We start from the raw sequence: 13,489 nt of genomic DNA on the forward strand, positions 1-13,489 counted from the left end.
AGCGCCTTGATCAGCCCTTAGGGGCTAGGCGCTGGAGCTGGATGAAGATAATTTTACAGCAGAGTTATTCACATCGTTATATTTTATTAATTAGACAGCAAAAAAACCAGATCCGATCGGATCTGGTTTTTTAATGCTCAGTTATCATTTCTTCTATTCTCTTGATCGCACCCGGCTCGACCTCTTCGATTGAAGCTGCAGCCTGCTCCAGTGCTGTTTTATATTCATAGCTTCTGAATGAAGCTTCTGCTTCCATTAACCCTTTATCAATAGATGGATATCTGCTTCTGTATCGATTTCCATACTGAATGACCTTCTCAGCTAAAAGGATCGTCTCAATCATATCACTCACTGAATCAGCAGCCTTATCAACAGTAAGCACTGCAACTTCAAGATATTGCTGGACCGCAGGAATATTCAATGGTTTCTCATCGAGTTTAGCCAGCACATTATCTATGCTTTCTTTCGCATCCTGGATCAAATATTTATATTCCTGGGAAACTCCAGGCACATTGTTTTTAGAGATAAGCCTTATCGTTTCTGCCACTTTTTTGCTTAACTCTTTTACTTTTTCCCTTGCAGACATTTCATCTTTTCTTAAAGCCTGAAGCATTTCCGCAAAGGCTGTCTGCTCATCTGAAATTTCCTCAATGTGTTCCTTGATTTCAGCAAGCTCTTCTCTCAAGACAGTATGGGGAGTACTCCCGCTATTAATTTTATGCTCCAGCACTTCGAATTTTTTGAAGAGCTGGGTTATTTTTTTCTCCAGGTGGATTTGAATTTCCAGATCCTTGTCTGGAACATGATAGCTGTGCCGGATAGCAGTTATCTCTGTCTTAAGCTGATTATTCATATCTTTATTATTATAAAGCATGTTTCTAGTTGCATCATCCTGCTGGCTTAAGTAATGTCTGGCATGTACTTCCTTTTCGAGCAGATCATACAGAAGTTCAATATTATCTTTAATCTCTTCGACTCCTTTTTGAACTTCCTCGATTTGCGCTTTATCAATAGAGCCGGCATATCCAGTTACTTGTTCTTCAAGTCTCTCAATTTCTTTGTCTATTTGCAGGTGATCAAGCAGATAGCCCTGATCCAGCATTTCCTTGTACCCGTCCCTTAACTCGTCCAGCTGGGAAGGGATCTTGGATTGACACTCAACCATAAGGTTTGGAATAGCTTCCATTTTAGCCTGAGAATCCTCAAGAAGCGCTTTAATCACAAGAAGGATTTCACGAGCTTCAAGGTAATTGCCTTTCTCCGTTTTCTCATCAAATTCTTCAAATTTGGACAATGCTTCATCCAGCTGTTCTTCAAGAATCATTTCTGATTTACCGAATGTATGGCGATGTGCAAGCAGAGACTTTTTGCATTGGCGATACATCTCTTTCAATTCTTCAATTTCCGCTCTATTTTTCTCTTCACTGCCTACCAGCTCATTCAATTCACTCAGCAGATTTTTTATGCTTTCTTCAATCTCTGTTAATCTCTTCTCTATTCTCTGCTGGATTTCCTGGGAATTCTTAAAGCGGTATTTATCGATGCTCTCTTCTGCATCAAATAACAATTCCTCCACATCCGGAAGCTGTGATGTTACGATCTCATCCCACTCATTTCTCCAGCGTTCGAACAATTCTTCTGTCTGCCCTGTCATATTAAGCTTTTTAACTCTTGACATCTCATCTAGAACAGGGCGGTCCGTTATGTCCATCTTCCATGTTTCCAGCCTGTCAATTTCCTTATAATGTTTTTTCTTTAAAAAATACCCCGTGAGATATAGGCATAAAAGAATGACTATAACTCCAATTATGTATTCCATTTTAAAGCCCCCTGTTCTGTTCCCGAGCCAATATGTATATGTAAAGTTTTTATTTAAGAAATAACAAATGCCCGCAGGCGTTTGTTCATTTTCACATGTTATTTTCAATGCTTTTATGATACCATGTAAACGACATTTTTTGACTATTTATTTCATATTTTTATGAATTTCTTCTTTTATATCTTTTCTAAATTGCTATTTTCGGAAAATAACTGGAACATCCGTATTTTTTATTGAACTATATGAGCTGTTCAAATACAAACAATTCGCTTTTTATAAAAGATTTCCTTCTTTATTTAAGAGATATGTTAAAAAGAGACTTGAGTACTGTATTTATAAACAGCAGCAGAAAGGAAGCTCTCCATATGCTAAAAGACGGACACATCCACACCCCCTATTGTCCGCACGGGACAAAGGACGCATTAGAAGATTATATTGAAAAAGCAATAAATCTGGGTTTTAAGGAAATTTCATTTACTGAACATGCTCCGCTCCCTGAGGGCTTTGAGGATCCCGCACCTGCTCGTGACAGTGCGATGCGCAAGGAACATCTTGAAAAGTATTTTACTGATATATCAAGAGTGAAAGCTGCTTATCAAGGAAAAATCAGGATTAATGCCGGGCTTGAAGTGGATTACATTGAAGGCTTTGAACAGGACATCTGCAAATTTCTAGATTTGAACGGGAAGTATATGGATGACTCTATTTTATCTGTACACTTTCTAAAGCAGGGGGGCCGCTACGAATGCCTGGACTACAGTCCGGATGTTTTTGCAAAGATGATTGAAGAATACGGTTCAATTGAAGCAGTTTATATGAATTATTTCCGCACCCTGCTTTTATCTATAAAAGCAGATTTGGGGCAATTCAAACCAAGAAGGATTGGGCATATCACCCTGGTTAAAAAGTTCCAAAAAAAATATCCCGCTGGTCGGGAATTTAGAGAAGAAATAAACCAGATACTTGATGAGGTAAAAAAACAAGGCTATGAACTCGACTATAACGGAGCCGGTTTTTCCAAGCCGTTATGCAAAGAGTCCTATCCTCCCGATTGGGCAGCAGAAGCAGCGGCCCAAAAAGGCATTTCACTGATTTATGGGTCCGATTCTCATCAGGCAAAGGAAATGGGACAGGGCCTTGATAGAATGAAACACCTTTAAATGCTTTTAGAGTACAGCAGCATAAGGTTTTCCGGCATGATTGCAGAGGACTCCATCAACCCAATTGAAGATCTCCTTCGTGTATTTGTCTGCGAAATATTTTTCATGAGGAAATACATGCAGAACTTCAGCCATATAATGTGTGTTCAAAAATGGCATGGATAGGAGTCCTTTCAGCTGGACAATCATATAATTGGCTGAATGGATACGAAATTCTTTTGTTTTCATGCCCCTTTCCAGCACCCTGCCAAAATAAAACTTTTCTTTTGCTAAATAAGTGGACATGATTTCCCTTACTACTTGGGAATCTATAGAAATTTCCCGGAGAATCAATCTTGTTAAGTGGCTGTGTTCAAATTGATAAGACATAATGTTTTGAGCAATTTTTTTCAGGCTCAGAGCAGCCCCCTGCTCAAGAAACGAAAAACCCCTCTCGATCTCCTGAATATATCCTTCAAAAAATGCAGTAAAGCAATATTCAAGCAGCCCGTGTTTGTTATCGAAATAGTATGCAATATTCGCCGGGTTCGTCTGCGCTTTGCCTGCAATATCACGGATGGAAGTCCCGGAGAAACCTTTCGTATTAAATAAGGAGATAGCAGCCGACACAATTGCCTCTTTTGAATTTTTTTTCATCTTTCCCGCCTCACTTTCTTTTGTAAAATCTCTGCTCATGCACATATGAGCGAATAATAAATTATGGCTTTATTTAAAAACGGATTTGTTGTGATAATTAAACATTCTTGCTAAAATCATCTTATCCTTTTTAAAGTTCTCGACAATGTCTATCTAATTTCCTGTTCTTCTGCCAGGAAATTCATATATCTTTGAGGAAGTAAGGTGAATTGTGATGTTTAGTGTCGAATCATACAAGGGAACCCGTGAAGAAAATTATCAATTATTGATTAAACAGCTCTCTGCTCTTCTTGAAGGAGAAACAAACAGCATAGCCAATCTAAGCAATGCATCAGCACTTCTTAATCAATTTCTGGAACGTACAAACTGGGTAGGATTTTATTTGATGGAAGAAGGCGAGCTGGTTCTTGGCCCATTTCAGGGTCTGCCGGCATGTGTAAGAATCCCCCTTGGGAAAGGCGTTTGCGGGACAGCTGCCAAGCAAATGGAAACAGTACGTGTTGAAGATGTCCATCAATTCCCTGGCCATATCGCCTGTGACGCAGCTTCGCAGTCTGAAATCGTCATTCCGCTTGTCAAAGAGGGCAATCTTCTTGGTGTGCTGGATATTGATTCTCCAGAAAAAAACCGGTTTGATGAACTTGACCAAAAATACCTTGAAGACTTCTCGGAAGTCCTTGTATCATTCCTTTAACGGAATGGCCAAAAGGAGATGACCGTATTTGAGGCCATCTCCTTTTGGTATTAGACTCCTTCGAGTGCCTGGGAAAGATCATCTCTGATATCTTCCCACGATTCAAGCCCAACTGAAAGTCTCAGCAGCGTATCTTCAATGCCCATCTTTTCACGTGACTCCTTTGGAACCACTGCATGAGTCATCGTAGCAGGGTGCTGAATCAATGTTTCTGCATCTCCAAGGCTCACAGCAATTTTAATTAGATTCAGCCGGTTCATAAATTCCTGAGCAGTCTCTTTATCCCCCTTTAGAGTAAAAGAAATCATCCCGCCAGGTCTCCTCATCTGTTTTTGGGCAATTTCAAAATCTGCATTTTTGCTGTCTCCTGGAAAAAAAACTTTTTCTACCTTTGGGTGCTCCAATAAGCAGGATGCAAGCTGTTCCGCATTGTCACAATGTCTGTCAAGTCTGACTGCAAGTGTTTTCAATCCTCGAAGAAGCAGCCAGGCGTCAAAAGGTGAAATAATGCCTCCAATATCTTTTTGAGTCGTCATGGAGACTTTATCCAAAAATTCTTTAGACCCTATTACGATCCCTGCAACTACGTCACCATGACCCCCGATGTATTTTGTTGCACTATGAATGACAATATCACAGCCCAGCTCGATAGGATTCTGCAAGTATGGCGAACAGAAAGTATTGTCAACTACAACTGGAATTCCCTTCTCTCTCGCTGCTTCTGCAACGATCTTCAAATCCACCAACTTCATTGTTGGATTTATTGGAGTTTCAACATATATACAGGCCGTTTCCGGTTTAATTTCATCAAGCAGCTGCTTCTTTGATTCCATAGCTGAAAAATCATGGCTGATTTTATACTTTTCATCCATCATCTCAAGGAGTCCGAATGTACAGCCATAAACTCCCTGAGAACATAAAATATGATCTCCTGTTTTGGTTAAAGCAAACAGGACAGCTGAAACTGCAGCCATACCAGACCCAAAAGCAAGGGCTGCTTCTCCTTTTTCCAGAGCGGCCATTCTTTCTTCAAGCATCTTAACTGTTGGATTTCCAAGACGGGAATAGATATAGCCTTCTTCCTCACCGGCAAAACGCTTTTCTCCCTGCTGTGCTGTTTCAAATGTAAAAGTTGACGTCTGGAATATTGGCGGTGCGAGGCTCCCCTTGAACCTTTCAGCATCGTATCCTTCATGGATGACCTGCGTCTCGAAGTTAAACCGATGTTTCCTATCCATTCTACCTCTCCCTTTCGCTGCAAGCGCTTACATTATTATCTATAATAAACTTCTCTTTCAGCATATGATAATAGTATATTTTTTGAAAGTATTTTGTTACGGAAAAATATCAATAGAGACTGCCTTTCCATAAGGCAGTCCCTAGATAAATGAATCTGCAGCCGACTCAATGATCACTTTATTTTTCCCTGTATTCTTAGCGGTATATAATGCCCTGTCAGCACGTTTAAACAGCGCAGCATATGAATCTTTTTTCCCCCTGCTCCAATACGAAACACCGCATGAAATGGTTACTTGGGGATCTGTGATTTGACATACCTTTCTGACAAGCCGTTCAGCAATAAGTGATCCCGCCGGCAATGAAACACCGGGCAGGTAAAGTGCCAGCTCCTCTCCTCCCCATCTTGCACCTATATCAGTGCTGCGGATATTGCTGTTTATTAAATTAGCAACTTGAATAATGATTTCATCGCCAACCTGATGTCCGTATGTATCATTTACCAATTTAAAATCATCTATATCAACAAGCATAAATGTTCCTTCATGATCTTCATTCATGGATTGATGAATCCGATCATCCAGATAACTTCGGGAATATAGCTTTGTTAAGTGATCCGTTACAACCATCTTCTCAAGCTCTTCTCTCAGCATTGAATTGGTAAAGGCAAGTGTGGAATGATGAATCAAAGACTGGAGCAGCTTGAATGTTTCAAATGAAAAATGATAAGGAGAACTATGCATGACAAGGGCAAATCCCTTTAATATTCCAGATTGGGTCATTGGAACAGCCATGATGGATTTGTAAAAGCTGGCCATTCCCTCGAACTGTAAAGAAAAATCCCCAATAAAAAGAGACTCTTTCTCCTTGATGATCTTTGTCTTTATATACTGAATATAGATTTCTGCCTCTTTGGTTTGAAAAAATTCAGTGCTGCCCTGGATTATATTCACATCGGCACTATCAGAAGATATCAAAATGAAACCGGCTTCTTCAGCATCAAAGGAATGCATAATCTGATCTGCCATGAAGTTCATGGTTTCTGTCAGGCGCAAATTCGAATTCAGGCGGTGGGATGTTTCGTTAATTAATTGAAGGTCAGCTATCAATCGCTTGGATTGCTGATAAAGCTGCGCATTTTCCAGTGCACTCCCTGCAGTATTGGCCAGAAGCGTGATAAATTCAATTTCATTTTTAGGGAATATGATAGTATTAGGAGCTATGACCTGTAGCACTCCATAAACCCCCTGTTTTCCTTTTAATGGAGCATATAAGACAGAGCGCATTTCCTGCAGGGAATCTTCAAATTGAACAGCCCCTGTGACATATGCCTGCATAGCCGCGATGTTTTCGCTGTCATATTCAAGGTCTCTAATGGGCAAATCCCCATGTTTATTGTTATCCTGGGACAGCAGAAGATAATAGGTAAAAGTGGGGTACATTTCCTGCAAAGTATAAATAATTTCCCCCAGCACCATATCCATATCCATTGAGGAATGGAATTTTTCTGTAACTCGGTAAAGCTGTTTATAGCGTTTTTCTTCAGATGCAATTTTGGCCAGACCGTGAGCTTTATCAAGAAATTGCCCGCATTCTTCGCTAAGCTCCTGATATACTTTTTCTGGATAGGAATGAAAACAGCCTGATTCACCTGTTAAAATCATGCAACCCAGCAGTTGGCCTCTCTTTACAAGAGGAAACATGATTTGTTCTTCCTTAATCTCAGTGCCTAAACTCTGCAACTCTCTTTTTTTGTTAGCCCATCTTTTTAAATCACCTGAAAAAGCAGGTGAAAGCAAAGCATCCGGGTTCGTGGCAGCTTCTGCAAAAAACTCCTGCTTCCATTCATTAAAGACATACAGAGTTATTTCATCAGCTCCGGTAAGGGCTTTAATGGCAGAAAGCATTTCATTCAGTAATTTTTCATAGTGAAAGAAACCGTTCTCCGTATCAATAATGTCAAAAAACCGGCTTTTTAAATTCAGTATGATTTGGCGTTCAAGTGTATCCATCTTTATTATCACCCATCAAATGTCTCAGATCATGAATCTTTAAACCAATAAGGTATATTATAACGGACCAGAATTTATTTTTTCAGCATACATGTGGCTATTTCGTTTCAATTTTTTCCTATATTCATATCTTTTAAAGGTTAGAAGCGGAGCAAGAAAATACACAATAAAATAAAAAAAGCGAAGCCGCCTTCCTTTTAATTAAACAATTCCAATTTTTTCTTTATTATAACATATCTTGCAAATGGACTCTTTATAAGTTTTCTAATTTCATGTGAAATATGACAAAGGACAAAAAATTCACTTGGTATTTAAACAACCATTAAATATGCAGGAGTGAAAAATAAAATCATCTTGACTTTTATCCTTAAAAAATTATATAATACTCCTTGTGTAAAATATTGCAGCCTATGTGAGCACCTTGATGCTCTCATTTTGTTCCTCAACCAGAGTTTTCTGGGGATGGGGTACTGTGTAACCCTCTGCTGCTAGGGCGAAGGTACATGAAAACAAAATGGACATGATTGTTGTGCGCATCTGTTTCTGTTTTTATTTTACCCAAATAAAAACACAAAAGGAGGAGTCTTAAATGGCTCGTTATACTGGTCCAAGCTGGAAATTATCCCGTCGTCTTGGAATCTCTCTAAGCGGAACTGGTAAAGAATTAGAAAAGCGTCCTTACGCTCCTGGACAACATGGTCCAAACCAGCGCAAAAAATTATCTGAATACGGATTACAATTGCAGGAGAAGCAAAAGCTTCGTCATATGTACGGAGTAAATGAGCGTCAATTCCGCAATTTATTTGATAAAGCTGGCAAAATGCCTGGTAAGCACGGTGAAAACTTCATGATTCTTCTTGAATCACGCCTTGATAACGTGGTTTACCGTTTAGGTCTTGCACGCACTCGCCGTCAAGCTCGTCAGCTAGTTAACCATGGTCATATCATGGTTGATGGATCTCGCGTTGATATTCCATCATACCGCGTAGCACCTGGTCAAACAATTACACTTCGCGAAAAATCTCGCAGCCTTGACATCGTTAAAGAAGCAATCGAAGTTAACAACTACGTACCTGACTTCGTATCTTTCGATGCAGACAAGCTAGAAGGAACTTTCACTCGCATGCCTGAGCGTTCTGAACTTCCAGCTGAAATCAACGAATCTCTAATCGTTGAATTCTACTCTCGTTAATAATTTTAAACTGCCGATGCATTTCGGCAGTTTTTTTATTATCCGGAAATTACTGATTACCCAAAAGCCCTCCTTCACAGGAGGGCTTTTAAGTTAGTATTTAATTAAGAAATATTTCTTCTTTCCGCGGCGAATGACAGTAAACTGGCCTTCAATCTTGTCCTTATCAGAAAGAGTGTAGTCAAGCTCCGTTATTCGTTCGCCATTTACAGAAACAGCGCCATTCGTCACATCTTCACGTGCCTGGCGTTTGGATGGGGAGATTTTGGCAGCAACAAGCAAATCAACGATCCCCAATTCTCCGCCTTCTGAATGCTCATAGGATGGAACATCCTTAAAGCCTTGTTTGATCTCCGTAGCCGAAAGGTTTTTAATTTCTCCGCTGAATAACGCTGCTGTAATCTTAATAGCCTGTTCCAATGCTTCATTCCCATGGATCAGGCGTGTCATTTCTTCAGCAAGTGCTTTTTGGGCTTTGCGGAGATGCGGTTCTTCCTGAACAGAATTTTCAAGACCTTCAATTTCTTCACGGGATAAGAATGTAAAGAACTTAAGGTATTTGATTACATCCGCATCTGCTGTGTTAATCCAGAACTGGTAAAATTCATATGGAGATGTTTTCTCTGGATCAAGCCAGATTGCTCCGCTTTCCGTTTTGCCGAATTTAGTTCCATCCGCTTTCGTAACCAGAGGGATGGTCAGACCATATGCCTTGGACCCTTCAGGCGCCATTTTGCGGATGAGCTCAAGGCCGGTTGTGATATTCCCCCATTGGTCGCTGCCGCCAATCTGCATTTTGCAGTTATGATTCTCATATAAATGAAGGAAATCCATTGCCTGCAGGATGGTGTAAGTGAATTCAGTAAAGGATATTCCCGTTTCCAGTCTGGAAGAAATGGTGTCTTTAGCGAGCATGTAATTGACTCCGACATGTTTCCCGTAATCACGCAGGAAAGTAACGATATCCATGGAGCCTGCCCAATCATAGTTGTTAACCATGATTGCACCATTTTCACTATCAAAATCAAAAATCCTTTTAAGCTGGTTCTTAATACAATCCACATTATGCTGTACAGTTTCCAGCGTCTGCAGCTTCCGCTCTTCGCTTTTACCGCTTGGATCTCCAATGAGGCCAGTGGCTCCGCCAACAAGAACGATTGGACGATGGCCTTCTTTTTGAAAGCGCCTTAAAGTCAAAAACGGCAGCAGATGCCCGATATGCATGCTGTCAGCTGTTGGGTCTACACCGCAGTATAAAGAGATTGCTTCTTTTCCAAGAGTGTTCTCAATGCCCTCTTCATCTGTCTGTTGGTAAACAATTCCTCTCCATTGCAAATCTTCAAGTAAACTCATCTTAACTCCTCCTAATTAACGGCTATTTTCAAGGCATCAACAGGTTATCACCCAAACAAAAAACGCCCCTGCAAATATGCAGGGACGCATGATCATTTTTGCGCGGTACCACCCAAATTGAGGACAGCTGTCCTCCACTCTTTCAGAATAACGGATAATCCGTCCACTGCTATAACTGCTGTGCAGGTTGACAGTGAAAGCTCAGGGGAGTATTTCATCCTTCTATTTGTACCGGCTCGCAGCGAACGCCGGCTTTCTGAAACAGGGATAGAAGCATTACTGGGTTCCCATCAATGCCTGTAAAAATATTTAAACGTCTTAGATAAAACATTTTTATCATAAATATCAGCCAAATGTCAAATGCCTGTGCAAAAAAAGGAAATTTCAGATAAATGACGAACCTTGTCATATTACTATGTCGCAATATGCTATAATAGATGTGATTTTAGGGGGATTGATATGATGAAAGAAAAGTTTCAGATATTATTTGATAAATTGAGGCAAACTCCGGGCCTTTTCGGAAATAAGAAAGCAGCTAAAGGAGCGAGTATAACGTACCAGGTTATCTGGAATCTTACTTTGCTTTTTATCATACTGGCTGTCATTGGCGGTGCATTCGCTGGAGGACTTGGAGCTGGTTATTTCGCGTCGCTGGTAAAGGATGAACCCATCCGATCCTATGCCAGCATGAAAAAAGATATTTACGACTATGAAGAGACATCACAAATATACTTTGCAAATAACGTATACTTAGGAAAGCTGAGAACAGACCTTGAACGTGAGGAAGTTAAGCTTGATGATGTTTCCGAGCACTTAATTAACGCAGTTGTGGCTACTGAAGATGAATATTTTTACGAACATGACGGAGTGGTGCCAAAAGCGATTATGCGCGCACTGTTCCAGGAAGTAACCAATTCATCTGTTCAATCCGGCGGAAGTACACTTACACAGCAGCTGATAAAGAACCAAATCTTAACGAATGAGGTTTCTTTCGAGCGGAAAGCAAAAGAAATCCTGCTTGCTTTGCGACTGGAGAAATTCTTTGATAAGAAAGAGATACTGGAAGCCTACCTGAATGTATCCACCTTTGGAAGAAATGCATCCGGACGTAATATCGCCGGAGTTGAAGCAGCTGCCAAAGGCATTTTTGGGGTGAGTGCAAAAGAATTAACTTTGCCTCAGGCCGCATTTATAGCAGGGCTGCCGCAGAGTCCATTCGGCTACACTCCTTTTACAAGGGAGGGAACGGTCAAAGAGAATCTGGAACCAGGTTTCTCCAGGATGAAAACCGTTCTTAAAAGAATGTATGACGACGGAAAAATTGACCAGAAGCAATACGAGGAAGCCTTGGCTTACGACCTGACTAAGGATTTCACTACGCCTTCAGAAAGCCCTTTGGAAAAATATCCATATTTAACGTATGAAATTGAAGAACGTGCAGTAAACATCATGACTAAGATTCTCGCAAAAAATGATGGATACGAAGAGCAGGACTTAAAAGAGGATGACGAGCTCCGAGAGGAATACAGGTCCCTTGCAGACCGGACGATCCGCCAGAATGGCTTCCAGATCCATACGACGATCAACAAAGATATTTATGATAAAATGCAGCAGGTTAAGAATAACTATCCTTATTATGGGCCAGACAAACCTGAGACGGTTAAGGACCCAGAAACCGGTGAAAATAAGCAAATCATGGAGCCCGTAGAGGTTGGAGCCATTTTGATTGAAAATAAAACCGGTAAAATCATCAGCTTTGTCGGCGGACGCGATCACAAACGTGAACAGCTGAATCATGCTACAAGCGCTCTAAGGCAAAATGGTTCAACCATGAAGCCGCTCTTAGTCTATGCTCCTGCAATGGAACTTGGAAAAGCAGCGCCCGGCACCATTCTGCCTGATGTGCCGCTATACCTAAGTCCAGGACTAAATAGACCTTGGCCAAAGAACTATACGAATACCTATAGCGGGCTGGTTTCAGCAAGACATGCTCTCAAGCATTCATACAATGTCCCGGCTGTAAAGCTCTATAAGGATATAGTCGGACAGCGGCCTGCCTCTTATCTGGAAAAAATGGGCTTTACCTCATTGATCGGCCCTGACTATACAAACTTATCTACATCCATTGGTTCTTTGGAATATGGGGTAACGGTTGAAGAAAATACGAACGCCTTTACTACATTTGCCAACGGCGGGAAGTTTATTGACGCCTATATGATCGAAAAAATCACAGATAAAGACGGGAACACTATATTCCAGAATAAATCCGAGCCAGTTGATGTATTTAGTCCGCAGACAGCGTACCTTACAATCGATATGATGAGAGACGTTATTAACAGCGGAACTGCTACATCGATTAAGAGCAGATTGAAGTTCAGTTCCGACTGGGCAGGGAAAACCGGTACTGGTACTGAATTCATAGATGCATGGTTCGTGGCATCCAACCCGAATGTCACTTTCGGCATCTGGTCAGGATATGATACGCCTAAATCATTGAAAGCCCCTGGTCCGCTAAGCTATAGTTTGCGCAATAACTATCTCTGGGCGGATTTGATGAATGCAGCATATGACGTCGCACCTGATCTTGTTGACCCGAGTGAAAGCTTTAAAATGCCGGGCGGAATCGTAAGGCGTTCATTCTGTGCCATTTCAGGCCTGCTTCCTTCTGAAGCCTGCTCAAGAGCCGGCCTTGTTGAAACAGACTTATTTAATGCAAAGTTTGTTCCTACAAAGGCGGATGATAGCCTGGGCAATGGAAAACTTGTCAGGATCGGCAACAAGAAATATATGGCACTTGATTCAACTCCTGAAGAATTTACAGAACCGGGATTGGTTGTGAATCCGGATTATATCGAAAAGCTCTTCGGAATTAAGGCGAATCCAAGCGACCTTATTCCGAATAAAGAACGCTGGAAGAGCATACTGACCAGTGCTGACCAGCTCAAAGATAACGGTAAAGCACCTGCATCCCCAGGCATAAAAGCTTCAGGCGAAACTATTACCTGGGGTGCACATCCTGAAAATGATGTAATTGGATACCGCGTCTATAACGGCGGCAAAAAAGTTGGGACAATAAAAGCAGGTTCCTCCCTTAGCTTTAAGGCTGGAAGCGGCTCGATCCATGTAACAGCCGTTGACATTGCCGGCAGAGAGTCGGCTCCTTCCAATGTAGTGGAAATCGGCAAAAAAACGGAAGAAGAAAAACCGAAGGAAGAGAAGCCAAAAGTGGAAAAGCCGAAGCCGAAAGAAGAGAAACCAAAAGATCCACCTCCAGCCGAGGAAAAGCCTGATGCTGAAAAGCCATCAGAACCTGGTGATGGTGAGGAAACTAATTAAAAAAAGCAGAATTCGAGTCGCCCAAACAGGGGCTGGAATTCTGCTTTTTCT

Annotated in this window: 9 protein-coding genes and 1 other annotated feature; of the genes, 4 read left to right on the forward strand and 5 right to left on the reverse strand. The window is 41.1% G+C overall.

Annotated features, from left to right (window positions below; genetic code table 11):
- Nucleotides 1-130 precede the first annotated feature (130 nt).
- Entirely contained in the window at nt 131-1,819 is a 1,689-nt protein-coding gene (gene ezrA, locus JI665_RS10135) for a septation ring formation regulator EzrA (RefSeq protein WP_206839132.1), read from the reverse strand.
- Nucleotides 1,820-2,184: 365 nt separating this feature from the next.
- Here ezrA and hisJ point away from each other — a divergent pair, with 365 nt between their 5' ends.
- Nucleotides 2,185-2,979, forward strand: a complete 795-nt coding sequence (gene hisJ, locus JI665_RS10140) for a histidinol-phosphatase HisJ (protein WP_206839134.1) — start codon at nt 2,185-2,187, stop codon at nt 2,977-2,979.
- Nucleotides 2,980-2,985: 6 nt separating this feature from the next.
- On the opposite strand, the gene refZ is transcribed toward hisJ, so the two are convergent.
- Nucleotides 2,986-3,615 carry a forespore capture DNA-binding protein RefZ gene (gene refZ / locus JI665_RS10145; RefSeq protein WP_206839137.1) on the reverse strand — a complete coding sequence of 210 codons (630 nt, stop codon included), beginning with the start codon at nt 3,613-3,615 and terminating at the stop codon, nt 2,986-2,988.
- Between the two features lie 214 nt (nt 3,616-3,829).
- On the opposite strand from refZ, the gene JI665_RS10150 reads away from it, so the two are divergent.
- Nucleotides 3,830-4,309, forward strand: a complete 480-nt coding sequence (locus JI665_RS10150) for a GAF domain-containing protein (protein WP_206839138.1) — start codon at nt 3,830-3,832, stop codon at nt 4,307-4,309.
- A gap of 50 nt (nt 4,310-4,359) precedes the next feature.
- Here the strand turns inward: JI665_RS10150 and megL are convergent, their stop codons facing one another.
- Nucleotides 4,360-5,547 carry a methionine gamma-lyase gene (megL, locus tag JI665_RS10155; protein ID WP_206839140.1) on the reverse strand — a complete coding sequence of 396 codons (1,188 nt, stop codon included), beginning with the start codon at nt 5,545-5,547 and terminating at the stop codon, nt 4,360-4,362.
- A gap of 141 nt (nt 5,548-5,688) precedes the next feature.
- Nucleotides 5,689-7,557 (reverse strand): sensor domain-containing diguanylate cyclase, encoded by a 1,869-nt coding sequence (locus tag JI665_RS10160; RefSeq protein ID WP_206839145.1) that lies wholly within the window; start codon nt 7,555-7,557, stop codon nt 5,689-5,691.
- A gap of 589 nt (nt 7,558-8,146) precedes the next feature.
- Between JI665_RS10160 and rpsD the strand changes: the two genes are divergently transcribed.
- Nucleotides 8,147-8,749, forward strand: coding sequence for a 30S ribosomal protein S4 (gene rpsD, locus JI665_RS10165; RefSeq protein WP_206839147.1), 603 nt, complete (start codon nt 8,147-8,149; stop codon nt 8,747-8,749).
- 93 nt (nt 8,750-8,842) lie between these two features.
- Here rpsD and tyrS read toward each other — a convergent pair whose 3' ends face one another.
- Nucleotides 8,843-10,102: a tyrosine--tRNA ligase gene (tyrS, locus tag JI665_RS10170; protein WP_206839149.1), complete on the reverse strand. Its 1,260-nt coding sequence runs from the start codon at nt 10,100-10,102 to the stop codon at nt 8,843-8,845.
- Between the two features lie 77 nt (nt 10,103-10,179).
- Nucleotides 10,180-10,405: a binding site (T-box leader), on the reverse strand.
- A gap of 156 nt (nt 10,406-10,561) precedes the next feature.
- Between tyrS and JI665_RS10175 the strand changes: the two genes are divergently transcribed.
- Nucleotides 10,562-13,438 (forward strand): transglycosylase domain-containing protein, encoded by a 2,877-nt coding sequence (locus tag JI665_RS10175; protein ID WP_206839150.1) that lies wholly within the window; start codon nt 10,562-10,564, stop codon nt 13,436-13,438.
- The last annotated feature ends 51 nt before the right edge of the window (nt 13,439-13,489 follow it).

The sequence above is a fragment of the Bacillus sp. NTK034 genome (genome assembly GCF_017303275.1).
Taxonomy (GTDB): domain Bacteria; phylum Bacillota; class Bacilli; order Bacillales; family Cytobacillaceae; genus Cytobacillus.

What these genes read in the sequence shown, in the direction of transcription:
- JI665_RS10175 (WP_206839150.1), top strand. Translation starts at nt 10,562, where the DNA reads ATGATGAAAGAAAAGTTTCAGATATTATTTGATAAATTGAGGCAAACT.
- ezrA (WP_206839132.1), bottom strand. Translation starts at nt 1,819, where the DNA reads ATGGAATACATAATTGGAGTTATAGTCATTCTTTTATGCCTATATCTC.
- hisJ (WP_206839134.1), top strand. Translation starts at nt 2,185, where the DNA reads ATGCTAAAAGACGGACACATCCACACCCCCTATTGTCCGCACGGGACA.
- rpsD (WP_206839147.1), top strand. Translation starts at nt 8,147, where the DNA reads ATGGCTCGTTATACTGGTCCAAGCTGGAAATTATCCCGTCGTCTTGGA.
- JI665_RS10150 (WP_206839138.1), top strand. Translation starts at nt 3,830, where the DNA reads ATGTTTAGTGTCGAATCATACAAGGGAACCCGTGAAGAAAATTATCAA.
- JI665_RS10160 (WP_206839145.1), bottom strand. Translation starts at nt 7,557, where the DNA reads ATGGATACACTTGAACGCCAAATCATACTGAATTTAAAAAGCCGGTTT.
- refZ (WP_206839137.1), bottom strand. Translation starts at nt 3,615, where the DNA reads ATGAAAAAAAATTCAAAAGAGGCAATTGTGTCGGCTGCTATCTCCTTA.
- megL (WP_206839140.1), bottom strand. Translation starts at nt 5,547, where the DNA reads ATGGATAGGAAACATCGGTTTAACTTCGAGACGCAGGTCATCCATGAA.
- tyrS (WP_206839149.1), bottom strand. Translation starts at nt 10,102, where the DNA reads ATGAGTTTACTTGAAGATTTGCAATGGAGAGGAATTGTTTACCAACAG.